Here is an 18,074-nt window from a genome sequence, read left to right as displayed (position 1 = left end):
ATGGCTGACTCGCGGGACGAGATGGCGCAGATCCGCGCCGCGCTGGAGCAGGCCGACGCCGATCTCGTGGCAGCGCTCGATGCGAGAGCGCGCGCGATCCGTGGATACGTCGCGCTGCGCGAGCGCGACCCCGAGGGCTACCACGTGCTCCCGAACCCGGCCGAGGTGCTCACGCGCGTGCGCGAGCTCCGGCGCGAGTTCCCGGAGAACGGGCTCGAGCCCGTGGTGCGCGAGGTGCTCGGTGTCTGCGCCGCGATGATCGCGCCGGTGCAGGTCGCGGTGCTCGGGCCCGAGGCGGGCCTCACGCACCTCGCGGCGCGTCGCTGGTTCGGCTCGCAGGCCGAGGTGCGCGCGATGGCGAACGTCACCGAGGTGTTCGCCGAGATCGATCGTGGACGCGCCGCGCACGCGGTCGTGCCCTTCGAGACGTCGACCGACGGCGCGCTCTCCGCGACGCTCTCGTGCCTCGTCGAGACGAGCGCGAAGGTCATCGGCGAGGTCAGCGCCGTCAACGCGTGGCACCTCTGGTCGCGCACCGGCAACGCGGGCGACGTGGAGAAGATCTACGGTGCGGCGACGACCATCGCGGCGTGCGAGCGCACGCTGAAGGCAGAGTTCCCGCGCGCGACGTTGCTCGACGTGCGCAGCGGTGTCGTCGCGGCGCAGCTCGCGCTCGAGGATCACGGCGCGGCGGCGGTCGGCAGCGAGCTGCTCGGCGAGCTCGGCACCACGCTGCGCATCGGCTCCGAGCGTCCCGCGCCGATGCGCACCGAGCGCGGCTCGGAGCGTCCGGTCGCGGACACGCTGCGCCTCGTGCGCAAGCACGTCGAGGACGATCCCGGCGCGACCACGCGCTTCGTCGTGCTCGGCCAGCAGCAGCCGCGCCGCACCGGCGCCGATCGCACGATGATCGTGCTCGCGCTGAGCGAGGATCCCGGCTCGCTCTATGCGGCGCTGCAGCCCTTCGCGGAGCGCGGGATCAACCTCACTCGCCTCGAGTCGCGTCCCGCGCGATCGAGCGCGTGGCGCCTCGTCTTCTTCGTCGAGCTCGACGGCCACGGCAGCGATCGCGCGGTGCTCACCGCGATCGACGAGGTGAAGGCGCGCGCGCGTCACCTCAAGGTCCTCGGCTCGTACCCGCGTCCTTGATCGCCTCGTCGATCCGGTAGGCCGCTCCCGCGCGCGACGCGCGACCACGGCGGCGCGCGCGCGTGATTTCTGTCACCCTCGTGCCCGCCGCGGCCCCGCCGCGACGCTCACCCCGAACCGCGAAGAAGACATGGCGAGCACCGGTTCCGAGACGAAGCGATGGCGCGTCCGCGCGAGCGGCCCGCTGCGAGGTCAGGTTCGCGTCCCCGGCGACAAGTCGATCGGCCATCGCGCGCTCCTCTTCGGCGCGCTCGCCGAGGGCACCTCGACCGTGCGCGGTCTCTCGGGCGGTCTCGACAACGCCGCGACCGCCGAGGCCATGCGGCAGATGGGCGCGCGCATCGCGTTCTCGGGCGAGCCCGCGACCGGCGTGACCGCGAAGATCGACGGCGTCGGCCTCGACGGCCTGAAGATGCCGAGCGGCGTGATCGACTGCGGCAACTCGGGCACCACGATGCGCATGCTCGCGGGCGTGCTCGTCGCGCAGAAGTTCGGCACGCGCTTGATCGGCGACGCGAGCCTCACGCGCCGTCCGATGCGCCGCATCGTCGACCCGCTGCGCGCGCGCGGCGGTCACATCGCCGGCGTGAAGGGCCCGAAGGAAGGCGAGCACTATCCGCCGCTCTCGGTCGCGCCGCTGCTCCCCGACGAGAAGCTCACGGGCATCGAGTACCAGTCGCCGATCGCCAGCGCGCAGGTGAAGAGCGCGCTGCTGCTCTCGGGCCTCTGGGCCGATGGTCCGACCGCGGTCGCCGAGCCCACGCTCTCGCGCGATCACACCGAGCGCATGATGCTCGCGCTCGGCGTCCCGCTTCAGACGATGGGCCCGATGGTCGTGCTCGATCCCGAGGAGTGGGATCGCCGGTGGGACGGCTTCGAGTGGGACGTGCCCGGCGACATCAGCGGCGCCGCGTTCATCATGGCCGCGGGCCTGCTCGTGCCGGGCAGCGAGATCGTGATCGACAACGTCGGCACGAACCCGACGCGCACCGGGATCCTCGACGCGCTGCGCGCGATGCGCGCGCCGATCTTCATCACGCCGCGCGGTGATGCCGCGGGCATGGAGCCGATCGCGCAGGTCGTGGTGCGCCACGCGCCGTACAGCCCGACGCGCCTCGGCGGCGAGCTCGTCACCCGCATGATCGACGAGGTGCCGATCTTCGCCGCGATCTGTGCGCGCGCCGGCGGCGCGAGCGAGATCCGCGACGCGGAGGAGCTGCGGGTGAAGGAGAGCGATCGTCTCTCGATCACCGCGTCGATGTTGCGCGACGCCGGCGTCGACTGCGTCGAGCTGCGCGACGGCATGACGATCCACGGGGCCACCGACACGTTGCGCGCGACGCGCGTGACGAGCCACGGCGATCACCGCATCGCGATGACCGCGGCGGTGCTCGGCCTCGCGTCCGAGGGCGAGACGATCGTCGAGGACGTGGGCTGCGTCGACACCAGCTTCCCCGGCTTCGCGGAGCTCCTGCGCTCGCTCGGCGCCGACATCGTCGAGGAGACGGCGTGACGGCGCGCGCGCGCGGACTGGTCGTCGCGATCGACGGCCCCGCGGGCGCGGGCAAGAGCACCGTCTCGCGCCGCCTCGCGGCACGCCTCGGCTACACGCTGGTCGACACCGGCGCGCTCTACCGCGCGATCGCGCTCGCCGCGCGCGAGATCGGGATCTCGTGGGACGACGGTCCCGCGCTGGGATCACTGGCGCGACGTCTTCCGCTCTCGCTCGAGCCGGGCGATCAGGGATCACGGGTGATCGTGGACGGCGAGGATCGATCGAGCGACATCCGCACGCCGGAGATCTCGCAGGGCGCGAGCCTCGTCTCGCAGCACCCCGACGTGCGCGTCGCGCTGCTCGATCTGCAGCGCCGGCTCGGCGCCGATGGTGGAGTGGTGCTCGAGGGGCGCGACATCGGGACCGTCGTGTTCCCCGACGCCGAAGTGAAGGTCTTCCTCACCGCCTCCGACGAAGAGCGCGCGCGCCGGCGCACCGCCGAGCTCGAGGCGCGCGGTGCGGCCCAGCCGATCGACCAGGTGCTCGCCGAGATCCGCGAGCGGGATCGCCGCGACTCGACCCGGCCGATCGCGCCGCTCAAGCCGGCGCGCGACGCGATCACCGTCGACACCACCGCGCTCGATCTCGACGCCGTGGTCGAGACGCTCGTCGGGATCGTGCGTGGTGCCACCAGCACCCGCAGCGATTGACACCCCGAGAGCGCCGCGCTACCCCTCCGGTCCCCGCGTTCGCGTCCAGCGCGCGTAGGGACTCCACCGCACGAGAGTAGGTCGCCCCGAGGGTACACCTCGGGGCGAAGCGTTGTTCCGGGCCAGCAGTGCTCGAGCCCGAGAACGATGCGCCGACCTCCGGGTCTTCGATTCAGGCCCGTACCGGCTCCTCGCTCGTGCATCCCCCGGTAGGCTCCCAGCACGACCCTCACCGTAACGAATCAGAAAGGTCCCCCACCCAACCAATGCCCCAGTCCGAGATCCAGACCCGTGCCCCGAACCCGAACAGCTTCGCGGCCCTCTTCGAGGCATCCGTCGCGAAGGCCGACTCGCTCAAGGAAGGCGAGATCGTCTCGGGCACGGTGATCGCGATCGGCAAGGACAACGTCGTCGTCGACATCGGCTACAAGTCCGAGGGCGTCATCCCGATCTCCGAGTTCGTCGGCCCGAGCGGCACGGCGGAGGTCAAGCCGGGTGATGCGGTCGACGTGTTCGTCGAGTCCAAGGAGACCGACGACGGCCTCGTGCTCCTCTCGAAGGAGAAGGCCGACAAGCTGAAGGTCTGGGACGAGATCAGCGCCGCGTGCGAGCGCGACGAGCTCATCCAGGGAACGATCACCGCGCGCGTGAAGGGTGGCCTGAGCGTCACGATCCGCGGCGGCGTGAAGGCGTTCCTCCCGGGCTCGCAGGTCGATCTCCGCCCCGTCCGCAACTTGGACAAGCTGATCGGCCAGACCTACGACTTCAAGGTCATCAAGTTCAACAAGAAGCGCGGCAACATCGTCCTGTCGCGCCGCGTGCTCCTCGAGAAGGAGCGTGACGAGCTGAAGGCCCGCACGCTGCAGAACCTCGAAGAGGGCATGGTCGTCACCGGCGTCATCAAGAACATCACCGAGTACGGTGCGTTCGTGGACCTCGGCGGCATCGACGGCCTCCTCCACATCACCGACATGAGCTGGGGCCGCGTGAATCACCCCAGCGAGGTGTTCAACGTCGGCGACGAGGTCACCGTCAAGGTCCTCAAGTACAACGCCGAAACGGAGCGCGTCTCGCTCGGCCTCAAGCAGACCATCGACGATCCGTGGAACACCGCGGCGGAGCGCTACCCGGCGGGCATGCGCATCAGCGGCAAGGTGGTCTCGATCACCGACTACGGCGCGTTCGTCGAGCTCGAGCCCGGCATCGAGGGCCTCATCCACGTCAGCGAGATGTCGTGGAAGAAGCCGAAGCACCCGTCGAAGGTGCTCGAGGTCGGCCAGGAGGTGGAGTGCGCCATCCTGGACGTCGACGCCGTCAACAAGCGCATCTCGCTCGGCCTCAAGCAGCTCGAGCCGGATCCGTGGTCGATCTTCGTCCAGAAGTACAACCCGGGCGACATCATCCGCGGCAAGGTCCGCAGCGTGACCGACTACGGCGTCTTCGTGGGCATCGAAGAGGGCGTCGACGGCATGGTCCACAAGAGCGACCTCTCGTGGACGCAGCGCATCAACAACCCGGCGGACGTCTACCGCAAGGGTGACGAGGTCGAGGCGATCATCCTCTCGATCAACCACGACGAGAAGAAGGTCTCGCTCGGCATCAAGCAGCTCTACGAAGATCCGTGGACGCGCATCCCGTCGGACTACCCGGCCGGCACGATGCTCGAGGTCCGCGTCATCTCGATCGCCGACTTCGGCGTGTTCGTGGAGCTCGAGCGTGGCGTCGAGGGTCTCGTCCCGATGAGCGAGCTCTCGTACGACCGCATCGACGATCCCCGCAAGATCGTCCAGGAAGGCCAGATCGTTCGCGCCGAGATCATCGACGTGAACCCGTCGGACCGCCGCATCACGCTCTCGCTCAAGAAGATGGAGCTGGAGCAGGGCACGCCGGTCATGAAGTACGGCGAGGAGCGCTCGGCCGAGCCGGCCGCGCGTCCGACCGGCCCCTCGCGCAGCACCGGCGGCGCGAAGCTGGGCGACGTGCTCAAGCAGAAGCTCGGCGGCCTCGGCGTCGGCGGGCAGGACGAGGAGAGCTGAGCTCCTAGAGAGCTCGCTCCTGAGCGAAGGCGAGGGCCGGATGCGCGTGAGCGCTCCGGCCCTCGACGTTTTTCGTGCCCGCGAGCGAAGCTTCGGTGCGTGCGTCCCAGCCGTGACGAGCTGCGCTGGCTCGTGGTGATCGTCCTCGCCGCGATCGTGCTCCGCGTCGCGTGGGTGCTCGAGCTCGCGACGTTCCCGTGGTGGGTGAGCCCGCCGAGCGACTCGCTGGTCTACGAGGACGCTGCGATGCGGCTCGCGTCGGGCGCGATGGGCGCGGGCGAGCGGCTGCCGATCATGAGCCCGGGCTACTTCGTGCTGCTCGGCGGCGTGTATCGCGTGCTGGGCACGGACCCGTGGGCGCCGCGCGTGCTGCAGCTCGTCGCGGGCGCGGTGACGGTGATCGCGACGTGGACGGTCGCTCGCCGCGTCGTGCCGTGGCGCGGGGCGCTGGTCGCGGCGGCGCTCGTCGCGTTCTCCGGGCCGATGGTGTTCTTCGACGGCGTGGTGCTGCCCGACTCGCTCGCGGCGTGCGCGCAGATCGCGCTCGTGTGGCTCGCGCTGCGCGCGATCGAGCGCGGCACCGTGACGCGATGGGCCGCGGTGGGCGCGATGCTGGCGGCGCTCGCGTGGCTGCGGCCCAACGTGCTGCTCGAGCTCGCGGTGCTCGTGCCTGCGCCGTTCTTCGCGCCGGGTGACGCATCGCGCGCGGCTCGGGCACGCCACGCGACGGCGGTGCTGCTGGCGGCGATGCTCGCGCTCGCGCCGCTCTCGCTCGGCGCGCTCACCGGACGCGGCGCCGACGTGGGCGGACCTGCCGCGCTCAACCTGTTCCTCGGCAACGGGCCCGGCGCGAACGGCGCGTACCGCGTGCCGCCCGAGGCGCCCGGCGCGGACTCGCCGGTGACGCAGCTCGCCGGGTTCCATCGCGCGGCCGAGCGCGCGCTGGGTCGCGAGCTCTCGCCGCGCGAGGCCGATCGCTACTGGACGCAGCGCACGATCGATCACGTGGTCGCGCAACCGGACGCATGGCTCGTGCTGATGGCGCGCAAGGTCCACCTCTTCTTCAACGCGGCCGAGCTCGGCGCGGTGTTCCCGTACGACTTCGTGCGCGAGAGCACGAGGACGATCGGCGCGCCGCTGGTGCAGACCGGATGGATCGCGCCCTTCGCGCTGGTCGGGATGCTCGTGGGGCTCTTCGGATCGCGGCAGGATCCGGTGTTCGTCGTCGCCGCGATCGCGGCGACGTTCGTGCTCAGCGTGATCGTCGCGTTCGTGACCGATCGCTATCGCGTCGTGATCGTGCCGGTGCTCTCGGTGCTCGCGGTGTTCGGTGTCGAGCGGCTCGCGCGCGCGTGGGGTGATCGACGGCGCTTCGGGCTGCTCGGCCTCGCCACGGTGCTCGCGATCGTCGTCGCGATCCCGGTGCGCGGCGATGCGCACTTCGAGCGGCAGTGGGCCGTGCTGGGCGATGCGTTCGCCAGCAGCGGCGAGCCCGATCGTGCGATCGAGGCCTACGATCGTGCGCTCGCGATCGACGCCGAGCTGATCGACGCGCGCATCGGTCGTGCGCTCGCGCTCGCGGCGATGGGACGTCGCGACGAGGCTCGCGCCGCGCTCGAAGCGGCTCGTGCGATCGCGCGCGACGAGGAGGGCAGGGCGCACGTGGAGCGCGCGCTCGAGGTGCTCTCGCGTTGAGTCAGGTCTCGAGCTCGATCGGATCGGTCGGCACGAGGTGCACGAGGATCACCGCGGGCAGCGCCGCGACGAAGCAGAGCGCGAAGAACGCGACCAGCGCGTCGGCCCGCGCGCTCGCGGCGTCGGCTGCGCCCGATGCGAACGCCGACGTGAGCCCCTCGACGACGTGCCCCGAGAGCCCGCCCGCGACGGTCGCGGTGAGCGCGGTGATCGCCGAGAAGAACGCGTAGTGCGACGCGGAGAACGCGCGCTTGCACCGACGCATCAGGAACACCGGCAGCGCGGTGCCCGCGAGCGCGCCCGCGAGCTGCTCGAGCGTGTACACCACCGCGATCCACTCGAACGGTGGGCGCAGCCACGCGACGAGCAGATAGAACGGGATCGCCATCGCGTACGTGAACGGGACGAGCCAGCGCTCGAGCCCACCGCGCGCGAGCAGCCCTCCCGCGAGGAGCGATCCGCCGATGCTCGCGGTGAGCCCGATGCTGCGCAGCACGCCGCGCGCTTCGGTGTCGACCGCGAGATCGCGCAGCAGCACCGGCGCCATCGCGAACGTGAGCACGTCGCAGAGCCGGTACGTCAGCACGAACACGATCACCTTCAGCGCCTGCGGCTGGGCGAGGAACGTGCGGTACGCCGCGCCGAAGCCCGACGCGCTCGGTCGCACGCTCTCGCCCTTCGGCGCGTCGTCGTCCTCGACGCGCGGCACGAGCCACGCGTTGAGCGCCGCGGTGAGCGCCATGAGCGCGCCCGCGGTCGTGAACGCCGCGGTCCATCCCGCGCGCGCCGCGCGCACGACGAGCGCGCCCGAGCCCACGTACATCGCGATGCGGTACGCCGCGATGCGCGTGCCCGAGTAGAGCGCCTGCTCGCGCCGATCGAGCGCGACCATGAAGAGCCCGTCGCACGCGATGTCGTGCGTCGCGTGCACCGCCGCGAGCACCGCGAGCGCGCCCCAGAAGAGCCACGGCGTCTCGAGCGCGCCACCACCGCCCGCGACCATCGCGCCCATCAGCGCCATCCCGACGCCGAGCACGAGCTGCAGCGCGATCATCCATCCGCGGCGCGTCCCGAAGAGGTCGATCAGCGGGCTCCACAGGGGCTTCGCGGTGACCGAGAGATGGAACCACGACGTGTAGCCGACGACGGATGGCGGCGCGCCGATCGCGGTGAGGTACTCGGTGACCAGCTGGTGCAGGAAGCTGAAGGGCAGCCCCTCGCCGAAATAGGCGGAGCTGGTCCAGGCGAGGGCCTTTCCGCGCTTGGTCTCGTCGCTCACTGCGGGCGAACGAGGTGTACTCGTCGTTCCCTTCCCGGGAGAAGAAAAAGCGGCCGTGGACGATTTCGACCGAACAGCGTATAGGCGGGATTGGTGGAGAGACCTGACCCGCCGTCGCTCCTGACGGGCCAGAGCGGGCCCGGCTCACGCAGCCGGCGCATCGCCTTCTTCGCGGTGACGGGCGCACTGCTCGTGGGGATCCTCTGGGTCTTCCGCGAGGTGCTCGCGCCGTTCGCGATCGCGCTGATCGTCGCGTACGTGTTCGCGCCGCTCGTCGAGCGCATGCAGCGCGTGCGCATCGGTGGAAAGAAGACGCCGCGCTGGGCGGCGGTGCTGGTGCTCTATCTCTCGCTGCTCGGCGCGATGGCCGCGAGCGTCGCGGTTGGCGCGCCGCTCGTCGTCTCCGAGATCCAGAAGCTCTCGCGCGAGATGCCGCGCACCGTGCGCACGCTGCGCGACGAGTGGCTCCCGCAGCTCGATCGCACGCTGCGCTCCGCGACGAGCTCGCTCGGCGCGGTGGAGGAAGCCGAGCCTCCGAGCCCCGACGAGCCCGATGCGGTCAGCGCGCCCGAGCCCAACGTGCCCGAGCCGGTGCGCACCATCCGCGTCGTGCCGCGCGACGAGGGCGGCTACGAGATCGTGCTGCCCGACACCGGCGTCGAGATCCGCCAGGAGGCCGAGGGGCACTACGTGGTCGGGCCCGCGGCCGCGACCGGCGAGGCGGCCCGGCGCGACCTCTCGGTGCAGCTCACCGAGGCGCTCCGCGGCGAGCTCGCGCACGGCGAGCAGAGCGTCGCGTCGGCGCTGCGCACCGCGCAGTCGTTCATCGCGGCGGTGGTGGGCGGCATCTTCCGCTTCTTCATCATGCTGATGCTCTCGGCGTACCTGCTGATCAGCGCCGACAGCATCCTCGCGTTCTTCCGCCAGCTGGTGCGCCCCGATCGCCGCACGATGTTCGACGTGCTGCTGAGCCGCATCGACCGCGGTCTCGCGGGCGTGGTGCGCGGCCAGCTCGTCATCTGCCTCGTGAACGGCGTGCTCTCGGGGATCGGCTTCTACATCGCCGGTCTCGACTACTGGCCGCTGCTCACGCTGATCGCGACGGTGCTCTCGATCATCCCGATCTTCGGGGCGATCATCAGCTCGATCCCGGCGGTCGTGGTCGGCCTGCAGGACGGGTTCGGCGTCGCGCTCTTCGTGCTCGCGTGGATCATCGGCATCCACCAGGTCGAGGCGAACCTCCTGAACCCGAAGATCCTCGGCGACGCGGCGAAGGTGCACCCGGTGCTCGTGGTGTTCGCGCTGCTCGCGGGCGAGCACTTCTTCGGGATCACCGGCGCGCTGCTCGCGGTCCCGGTGCTCTCGATCGGGCAGAGCCTGTTCCTGCACTTCCGCGAGGTCGCGCTCGGCGTGCCCGCGAGCGAGAGCCGTCCCGGGCTCGAGCGCCCGCCGGCGAGCCCGGCGGACGCGACCGTGATCTCTCCGCCGCCCGAGACCTCGTCGCCGGGCGCGCGCACCCGCTGATCAGATCAGGTTCGGCACCGAGCCCGCGGGCACGATGATGACGACGTCGCGCTCGTCGAGCTCGGCCACGCCGTTGCCGAGCACGACGATGCGGGCCTCGAAGAGCTGCGTGGTCGAGCGCGGCTCGACGAAGTCGTTGAGGAACCGGACGCGGAACTCGACCACGTCTCCGGGCGCGACGTCGTAGAAGATCCAGTCGTCGCAGCGCTCGGCCATCGGGCACGCCACCGTGGGCACGCCGTCCTCGAGCAGACGCACCGGCGTGATCGACTTGATGAAGCCGGTCGCGTCGATGGGCGGGTCCTGCGCCGGGAGATCCTCACCGTCGTAGGGAACGGCGCTGATGTTCTGCGGGGTCTCCTCGGCGAGCACCCGGATCGCTTCGACGATCGAGGTGTCGAGGCCCGTGCCGTTCGACGCGATGGTGAACCGGATCGGACGACCATCGGCGTACACGGTGCCGGTCTCGCGCGCCCACGCGTCGAACTGCTGCTCGGGCGTCGGGTTGTCGATCTCCTCACCGCTCACCACGCCGATCACGCGCGCGCCGATCATGCGCAGCGACCCGAGCGTCTGATCGTAGGTGTGCGCCGGCGGGCCCATCGTGAACGCCGCGGGATCGTAGGTCGCGCCGTCGATGCCCTCGGTGAGCGGACCGTTGCGCGACGAGGTGTCGGTCAGCACGACCATGATCGGCAGCGAGCCCGGGCGGAAGCACGGATACCCGTAGCGACGCCCCTCTTCGTCGGGCACCGCCACGCAGCGCTGCATCGGCACCCACGGCGCGATGCCCTCGCCGGTCGCGGCCTGGTAGAGCGCCTCGTTGCTCGAGGCCCAGTTCGCGCCGCCCTGATCGGCCTGCATCATGTCGAGGTCGGCGCGCATCTGCGCGAGGTCGGTCGTGATCACGCCGTAGAGGTTGAACGGCACGTCGCCCGCGCTGCCCTCGCCGGTGGTGCAGATCGGCGCGCCACCGAACGGGTTGGGCGTGCACACGCGCGGGCCCGCCGCGCCGCCGAACCCCGCGAAGCCACCGAAACCGACGCCGATGTCGTCGATCGTCGTCGTCATCTGCTCGACCACCGTGTCGAGCGAGCTCTTGAGGCGCGCGACCTCCTCACGCATCGAGCCGGTGCGGTCCATCATGAAGAACACGTCGGCCTGCCTCACCGTCGTGCCGAAGCGCAGCTCGCGCTCCTGCGCATCGCCGCGGTAGGGCAGCACGACGTAGAAGTCGTCTTCGGGGATCCCGTCGTTGCGATCGTTGGGATCGTGCCCGGTCGCGACCTCGGCGACGTCGATGTATCCGTCGCCGTCGCTGTCGGGGCTCAGCGGATCGGTCTCGTAGCGCTCGGTCTCCTCGCGATCGGAGAGACCGTCGTTGTCGGAGTCGTTGTCGAGGTAGTCGGGGATCGCGTCGTCGTCGCTGTTGCGCGCGCGGCATCCACCGAGCCCGCCCGACTCCGCCGAGTCGAGCAGCCCGTCGCCGTCGGAGTCGGTGTCGAGGTGGTTGCCGCTGCCGTCGGCGTCCCAGTCCTCCGTGCCCTCCATCGCGTCGTAGAGCCCGTCGCCGTCGCTGTCGGTCGTGCTCGAGCAGATGCCCTCGATGATCGGGCCTGGTCCGGTGCCGCCGTCGTCCTGGCGTCCCGGTGGACGGTCGTTGCCCTCGGTGCACCCGGCGAGCGCCAGGATCGTCGAGAAGAGTGCCACCCGAAGCGAGCGGGGCCGCGCCATGATCGAGCCTCCGGAGATCGTTTGAGCTCAAACGAGCTCGCGCGAGAGTATCGACGGCGCGCGGCGCACCTCGGGCGCGCCGGTGAGCGCGCTCACTCGCGGATTTCCCGGTCTCTTCGCTGGCCGCTCGGGCCAGTCGCGATCAGTCCAGCTGGAGTGCTCGGCCGCGGAGGGCCCGCACGGCAGCTCAGAGGATCTCGATGACGAGCGCCGTGATGTTGTCGCGGCCGCCGCGCTTGTTCGCGAGCTCGATGAAGTGCCGCGTCGCGACGGCGGGGCCGAGATCGACGATCGCCGGGATCTCGTGGTCCTCGAGGTACCCGTGCAGCCCGTCGGAGCAGAGCAGGAACGAGTCGCCCGGCTGGACGTCGACGACGTGCGTGTCGACCTGCACGTAGTCGCGGCTCCCGACTGCGCGCGTGATCACGTTCTTGTGCGGTGAGCGCTCGGCCTCGGCCGCCGAGATGATCCCCTGCTTCACCTGCCACGCGACCAGCGTGTGATCCTCGGTGAGGCGCGTGACCTGTCCCTGGCGCACCTGGTACACGCGGCTGTCGCCCACCTGGCCGGTGATGCCGACGTCGCCGATCACCAGGAGGCTCGAGAGCGTCGTGCCCATGCCGCGCTGCTCGGGCTCGTTCTCCGCGATGGCGAAGACCATGTACGTGGCCGCCTGGATCGCGCTCTCCATGACGCGCAGCACGCGCCGCATCGTCTCGGGGCTGCGATCCCCGCCCTGCACCGCGGCGAGCACGTCGCGCTGCCGGCGCACCATCGCCATGACGTTGTCGACGGCCTCGCGGCTCGCGATCTCGCCCGCGGCGTGACCACCCATTCCGTCGGCGACGACGTAGAGGCCGAGCTCGTCGTCGAGACCGAAGGCGTCTTCGTTCGAGACGCGCCGCCGACCGACGTCGGTGAGGCCGGAGCTGACCCTTCGCACGCGTAGTTTCCTGGGGAGCAGCGTATGGGAGGCGAGGTCCGCGGAGCAAGAGACATACGCGTCCCCCGACACCGGGCCGGAACTGCCAATTGAAGCGTTGCTGTGTGCCCTCCTAGGATGGCCGTCGGCCCGTCCTTCCTTCAACGACGGCCGCCCGAGGGGAGTCGCCGTGCCGTACAGGTCGATCGCGCGCTGGGCCCTGTCTCTGGTCGTCGTCTCGACGTTCGCGCTCGGGTGCGGGGACGACGATGCCGCCGTGGATCCCGACGCCGGTCCGGTCGACGGGGGCCCACCGGCGCCGCCGCCGTCGACGAACCACTGCACCTACGTCGAGATGGCGCCCACGGCGCGCGCCGGCGGCACGGTGACCGCGGGGACGCTCAGCGCGGGCGCGGCGGAGCGGCCGATCTCGATCCCGCTCGGGGTGACGCTCGGTGCCTACACCGCCCGCTCGTCGCGCTTCGGATCGCAAGGGTTCGTCGACACGCGCGAGTCGGCGCTCGCAGGCTCGTTCGCGTCGTCGGTGGGCATCGAGACCTGGCCGCACGTGCGCGTGGTCGCGATCACGAGCGGCACCTACGACGAGGCGAGCCCCGCGGGCGACGAGACGATCCTGATCGTGAAGGCCGAGCTCGGCGTCGCGTACCAGGGCCTCACGCACGAGCTCGAGGCGCGCCTCGGCCCCGCGTTCAGCGGCAAGGTGCTCTTCGCGGTGAGCCACTCCCACAGCGCGTTCGCGAACTACACGGGCCACTCGGCGATGCAGGTCGGGTTCGGCGCGTTCCACCGCACTGCGTACGACGCGCTGCTCGGCGACATGGAGGCCGCGGCGCGCGAGGCGCTCGCGAACCGCCGCCCTGCGCGCGTCGGGATCGCGCACGAGACCGGCTTCGATCCCGAGGATCGCGTGAACCGCGATCGACGCGGCGAGAACGACGATCTCGCCGGCGGTCGCCGCGACGATCACGACCTCTTCGTGATCCGCGTCGACGAGACCGACGGGACGGCGATCGCGGTGCTGCCGGTGTTCGGCATGCACGGCACGGTGCTCGACGCGGACAACCCGATGGTCAGCGGCGATGCCCCCGGCGCGATCGAGCGCGTGCTCGAGGACGCGTTCGAAGATCGCGTCGTGGTGATCCACCTGCAGGGCGCGGCGGGCGACGTGTCGCCGGTCGGGCTCGAGGGCGCGACCCAGTGCGATCTCGGCGCGGCGTGCACGAGCGACGACGAGTGCGAGGGCCTCGAGACGTGCGCGGACGGGCACTGTCGCGGCCCGCTCTGCCGGGACTACGCGCGGGTCGAGAGCGTGGGATGGAACGCGCGCGCCGCGATCCTGGCGGCATGGACGAGCGCGGGCGAGTCGATGCGCGAGAGCGCGGAGCTCGAGATGGTCTCGCGCTCGGTGACGCGCGGCCCGGGCCACGAGCGCTTCACGGTGCGCGACGGCGCGCTCGCCTACGCGGAGTTCGATCTTCGTCGCGAGGCGGACGGTCGCATCTGGGAGGATCCCGAGACGCGCACCGAGCTCGTCTCGCCGATCGACGAGTTCAACGCGCCTTACGGCGCCGCGCTCTGCAGCGGCGATCTCGTGCTCGGGCGCGCGCAGATGCCGGGCACGAGCGACCTCGACGACACGCCGTACCCGAGCTGCCTGATGCTCCAGGAGGTCGACCGGCTCTTCGAGACCGCGCTCGAGGTGACGCTCGACGCGCCGCCGATCTGCGACACCACGCGCACCACGGTGAGCGCGGCGCGCATCGGCGAGTTCGTGCTCGTGACGCTGCCCGGTGAGCCGGTGACGCTGCTGGTCGATCGACTGCGCGCGCTCTCGAGCGTCGACGCGGATCACACGATCGTGATCGGCTACGCGCAGGATCACGGCGGCTACATGATGACCGCCGAGGACTGGCTGCGCGGCGGATACGAGCCGACGATCACGTTCTGGGGCCCGCTCGAGGGCGAGGCGATCATGGAAGAGGCCGCGCGCCTCATCCCGCTCGCGATGTCGAGCGAGCGCGAGGACGCGGCGGAGGGCGGCACCACGCGCGTGCAGGTGCCGGTGATGGACGACGCGCTCGAGCCCGACGCCGCGCCGATGGCGGGCATGGTGCCGAGCTCGCTGCCCTCGACGGTGCTGACGCGTCGTGGTCGTCCGATCGCGGCGCAGCCGATCGAGGTCGCGCGCCTCGAGTCCGCGTACTTCGTGTGGATCGGCGCCGATCCGCTCGCGGGATCACCGGTGGTCACGATCGAGCGCGAGACCTCGCCGGGCACGTGGGAGAGCGCGACGCGCCGCAGCGGTCGCGCGGTGGGCGAGGGCGACGTGCTGCTCACGTGGACGCCCGATCCGCTCTCGGGCGAGGGCCCGCACACGCACTACTGGGCCGCGGAGTGGCAGGCCGTGGGCTGGCTCGACGACGCGGAGGGCGCGTATCCGCTCGCGCCGCGACGCGGTGCGCCGGTCGGCATCTATCGCTTCCGGGTGGTCGGACCGGGATACGAGATCACGAGCGAGACGTTCCGCGTCTCGCCCGCGACGCTCAGCGTCGTCGTGAGCGGCACGTCGATCGAGGTGAGCGCGAGCGCGCCGTTCGGCTATCGACTGCTCGATCTCGAGACCGGCGCGACGCGCCCGGCACCGCTCCGTGGCGCGACGATCGAGGTCTCGTTCGACGGTGGCGCGGCGACCGAGATCACGCTCGATGCGACGGGCCGCGGCACGATCGCGCCGCCGGCGGGCTGGGGCTTCCTGTCGGTCACCGACGAGCACGGGAACACCGGCTCCGCGACGCCCTGATTGGCACTCCGCGACGTGTCTGGGCCGCCCTTGACACGTCGCGTCAACACGGGCACATGCACGCGCACGCCATGACCGACGCCGGACGGATCCTGCTTCTCGAGAACATCCACCCCGACGCGCGCGCGAACCTCGAGGCCGAGGGGTTCGAGGTCGAGCTGCTGAAGAAGGCGCTGCCCGAGGACGAGCTCTGCGAGCGCATCAAGGGCGTCGTCGCGGTCGGTCTCCGGAGCAAGACGACGATCACGCCGAAGGTGCTCGCGGCCGCCGACTCGCTGCGCGCGATCGGCGCGTTCTGCATCGGCACCAACCAGATCGCGCTCGAAGAAGCGAACCGTCGCGGCATCCCGGCGTTCAACGCGCCGTTCTCGAACACGCGCAGCGTCGCCGAGATGATGATGTGCGAGATCGTGATGCTCGCGCGTCGCTTCGGTGATCGGAACAACGAGATGCACCGCGGCGTGTGGACGAAGAGCGCCGAGGGCTCGCGCGAGATCCGCGGCAAGACGCTCGGCATCGTCGGCTACGGGCACATCGGTCGTCAGGTCGGCGTGCTCGCCGAGTCGTTCGGCATGAACGTGCTCTTCTTCGACGTGTCGGCGCGCCTGCCGATGGGCAACAACCGCGCGGCGCAGAGCCTCGAGGAGCTGCTCGAGAAGGCCGACTTCGTGACGCTGCACGTCCCCGAGACGCCGTCGACGAAGGACATGATCGGGCAGAAGCAGATCGCGCTGATGAAGAAGGGCGCGTACCTGATCAACGCGAGCCGCGGGACCGTGGTCGACATCCCGGCGCTCGCGGAGGGGATCAAGAGCGGTCACCTCGGCGGCGCGGCGATCGACGTGTTCCCGGTCGAGCCCGAGGGCAACGACGGGCGCTTCGTGAGCGACCTGCAGGGCCTGCCCAACGTCGTGCTCACGCCGCACATCGGCGGCTCGACCGCGGAGGCGCAGGTCGCGATCGGCCACGAGGTCTCGAACACGCTGATCCGCTTCCTCAAGTACGGCGCGACGAACGGCGCGGTGAACTTCCCGAACGCCGAGCTGCCGAAGCGCGACGGGGTGCACCGCTTCACGCACGTCCACCGCAACGTGCCGGGCGTTCTGCGCGACGTGAATCGCATCGTCTCCGAGGCGAGCGCGAACGTGGTCGGTCAGGTGCTCGCGACCGACGCGAACATCGGCTACCTCGTGATGGACGTGTCGGAGGAGACGGCGCGTCGCGTGGGCGAGGAGCTCTGCCAGCGCATGGCGGAGCTGCCCACGACGATCAGCGCGACGCTGCTCTATTGAGCTCCGGCCCCCGTCGGACGAAAACGTCTGGCGCGCTTCGATGTGTGCTTATCGAAGCACGAGCTCGAGGCGCGGGCGGCGGCGCGGATCGACGTGGCGCGGGGTCGCGATCGCGAGCGCGTGATCGGCGCGCACGACGAGCTCGATCGCGCGCTGCGCCTCGACCGGGATCGCGATCGTGATCGGGCGCGCCGCACCGGTGGTGACGCGCGCCCGCGCGAGCTCCTGACCATCGGGGCGCGCGATCGTGATCGTGCCCTCGCGTGCTCGGCGCATCGCGGGGTCGGGCGCGTGCAGCACCAGCACGGCGCGCTCGGGCGGATCGAGCAGCGGGTCGAAGCGCAGCCACAGCGCCCCGTGGCGGGTACCGCCGATCGTGATCGCGTCGCCGCCGCGCTCGAGCTCGCGCGGCGCACCGTCCTCGGTGATCGCCCACGTCTCGGGCGCGCGATGCGCCGCGTGCCCTGCGCTCGGCGGCAGCGCGCCACACACGCCGTCGAGCCCGCACACCTGCGCCTCGCCGCACGCGAGCGAAGACGCACACGGCACGCTCGATGCGCCGCATCCGAGCGCGGTCACGAGCGTTGTGGCGAGCATCCAGCGCATGGGTGTCACGGTACCGGTGTCGCGGCCCGGTGTGCTACGTAGCGAAGAGATGGTGGAGGTCAGGATGCGCGGAGTCGTTCGTGCCGTGGGCGCCCTCTTCTGCGCGCTCGCGATGGTGGCGTGCGGAGGTGAAGAGCGAGCGGCGGAGCCGACCGCGGCGCCCGAAGGGGCAGGCAGCGGCGCGCCGACCGCCGCGCAGGCGCCCGCGCCCGGGGGAGGCTGTGGTGACGCCGCCGCGGCGCGCGAGGTCGCGGAGGATCCGACGTTCGAGCTTCGCGCGACCGCAGGCGGGCCCTATGCACCCGGTGAGGAGGGCCGCTTCGACATCGCGCTCACGCCGCGCGGCAACTACCACGTGAACACGCAGTACCCGATGGCGATCCGCCTGCAGGGCCCCGGTGAGGTCGCGTTCCAGCGCGCCGAGCTCGGGCCCGACGACGCGGCCGAGATGGTCGAGCCGCGCGCCCGCTTCCAGGTGCCCTTCACCGCGCGCGCCGCGGGCGAGCACCGCGTGGTCGCGGAGGTCGACTTCGCGGTGTGCACGCCGGAGTCGTGCATGCCCGACTGCCGCACGCTCGCGCTCGTCCTGCCGGTCGGCGGCGCCGCCGCGCCCGCCGAGGGCGCGACCGCGACGCAGTGATCGTCTCGCCGTGATCGCCTCGACGCGTCGAGGCGATCACGTTCCCGTTCGCGGCGGTCTGTCCGCGAACCAGCAAACGAATCCTTCCGACACGGAGCTCGCCGCAACCGCATGGACAACGGCCCCAAGCTAGACAGCTCGGAAGTCCTGGAGCGCATCGGCGCTTCGATT

At 71.2% G+C, this 18,074-nt stretch carries 13 protein-coding genes; 9 read left to right on the top strand and 4 right to left on the bottom strand.

What is annotated here, in order from left to right:
• The 5 genes from I5071_RS13290 (at position 1) to I5071_RS13270 (ending at position 7,085) form a co-directional block, all read left to right on the top strand.
• Entirely contained in the window at positions 1–1,149 is a 1,149-nt protein-coding gene (locus I5071_RS13290; RefSeq protein ID WP_236605814.1) for a bifunctional chorismate mutase/prephenate dehydratase, read from the top strand.
• A gap of 130 nt (positions 1,150–1,279) precedes the next feature.
• Positions 1,280–2,662, top strand: a complete 1,383-nt coding sequence (gene aroA / locus I5071_RS13285; RefSeq protein WP_236605813.1) for a 3-phosphoshikimate 1-carboxyvinyltransferase — start codon at positions 1,280–1,282, stop codon at positions 2,660–2,662.
• Positions 2,659–3,354, top strand: coding sequence for a (d)CMP kinase (gene cmk, locus I5071_RS13280; RefSeq protein ID WP_236605812.1), 696 nt, complete (start codon positions 2,659–2,661; stop codon positions 3,352–3,354). The genes aroA and cmk overlap by 4 nt, the downstream gene beginning before the upstream one ends.
• Positions 3,355–3,620: 266 nt before the next feature.
• Positions 3,621–5,390: a 30S ribosomal protein S1 gene (locus I5071_RS13275; protein ID WP_236607638.1), complete on the top strand. Its 1,770-nt coding sequence runs from the start codon at positions 3,621–3,623 to the stop codon at positions 5,388–5,390.
• Positions 5,391–5,489: 99 nt separating this feature from the next.
• The gene (locus tag I5071_RS13270; RefSeq protein ID WP_236605811.1) at positions 5,490–7,085 is read left to right on the top strand and encodes a glycosyltransferase family 39 protein; all 1,596 of its coding nucleotides are present in this window, start codon (positions 5,490–5,492) and stop codon (positions 7,083–7,085) included.
• Between the two features lies 1 nt (position 7,086).
• On the opposite strand, the gene I5071_RS13265 is transcribed toward I5071_RS13270, so the two are convergent.
• Entirely contained in the window at positions 7,087–8,364 is a 1,278-nt protein-coding gene (locus I5071_RS13265; RefSeq protein WP_236605810.1) for an MFS transporter, read from the bottom strand.
• Positions 8,365–8,457: 93 nt separating this feature from the next.
• Between I5071_RS13265 and I5071_RS13260 the strand changes: the two genes are divergently transcribed.
• Positions 8,458–9,888, top strand: coding sequence for an AI-2E family transporter (locus I5071_RS13260; RefSeq protein ID WP_236605809.1), 1,431 nt, complete (start codon positions 8,458–8,460; stop codon positions 9,886–9,888).
• Here the strand turns inward: I5071_RS13260 and I5071_RS13255 are convergent, their stop codons facing one another.
• Together I5071_RS13255 and I5071_RS13250 are read right to left on the bottom strand one after the other, a co-directional pair.
• Entirely contained in the window at positions 9,889–11,598 is a 1,710-nt protein-coding gene (locus I5071_RS13255) for a hypothetical protein (protein ID WP_236605808.1), read from the bottom strand. It abuts the gene before it with no gap.
• 211 nt (positions 11,599–11,809) lie between these two features.
• Positions 11,810–12,565, bottom strand: a complete 756-nt coding sequence (locus tag I5071_RS13250; protein WP_236605807.1) for a PP2C family protein-serine/threonine phosphatase — start codon at positions 12,563–12,565, stop codon at positions 11,810–11,812.
• 169 nt (positions 12,566–12,734) lie between these two features.
• Here I5071_RS13250 and I5071_RS13245 point away from each other — a divergent pair, with 169 nt between their 5' ends.
• Together I5071_RS13245 and serA are read left to right on the top strand one after the other, a co-directional pair.
• The gene (locus I5071_RS13245; RefSeq protein WP_236605806.1) at positions 12,735–15,365 is read left to right on the top strand and encodes a neutral/alkaline non-lysosomal ceramidase N-terminal domain-containing protein; all 2,631 of its coding nucleotides are present in this window, start codon (positions 12,735–12,737) and stop codon (positions 15,363–15,365) included.
• A 71-nt stretch (positions 15,366–15,436) separates the two neighbouring features.
• A complete protein-coding gene (serA, locus tag I5071_RS13240; RefSeq protein WP_236605805.1) occupies positions 15,437–16,657 on the top strand; it encodes a phosphoglycerate dehydrogenase in 1,221 nt (406 codons plus the stop codon).
• A 48-nt stretch (positions 16,658–16,705) separates the two neighbouring features.
• Here the strand turns inward: serA and I5071_RS13235 are convergent, their stop codons facing one another.
• Positions 16,706–17,263, bottom strand: coding sequence for a hypothetical protein (locus I5071_RS13235; RefSeq protein WP_236605804.1), 558 nt, complete (start codon positions 17,261–17,263; stop codon positions 16,706–16,708).
• 85 nt (positions 17,264–17,348) lie between these two features.
• On the opposite strand from I5071_RS13235, the gene I5071_RS13230 reads away from it, so the two are divergent.
• Positions 17,349–17,903, top strand: coding sequence for a hypothetical protein (locus tag I5071_RS13230; protein WP_236605803.1), 555 nt, complete (start codon positions 17,349–17,351; stop codon positions 17,901–17,903).
• The last annotated feature ends 171 nt before the right edge of the window (positions 17,904–18,074 follow it).

Source organism: Sandaracinus amylolyticus (genome assembly GCF_021631985.1).
GTDB lineage: Bacteria > Myxococcota_A > Polyangia > Polyangiales > Sandaracinaceae > Sandaracinus > Sandaracinus amylolyticus_A.
Note: the sequence above shows the minus strand (reverse complement) of the source record. Positions and strands in the feature narration are given on the sequence as shown.

Coding starts and splice junctions, on each gene's coding strand:
- I5071_RS13235 (WP_236605804.1), bottom strand. CDS start 17,263: ATGCGCTGGATGCTCGCCACAACGCTCGTGACCGCGCTCGGATGCGGC.
- I5071_RS13290 (WP_236605814.1), top strand. CDS start 1: ATGGCTGACTCGCGGGACGAGATGGCGCAGATCCGCGCCGCGCTGGAG.
- I5071_RS13275 (WP_236607638.1), top strand. CDS start 3,621: ATGCCCCAGTCCGAGATCCAGACCCGTGCCCCGAACCCGAACAGCTTC.
- serA (WP_236605805.1), top strand. CDS start 15,437: ATGACCGACGCCGGACGGATCCTGCTTCTCGAGAACATCCACCCCGAC.
- aroA (WP_236605813.1), top strand. CDS start 1,280: ATGGCGAGCACCGGTTCCGAGACGAAGCGATGGCGCGTCCGCGCGAGC.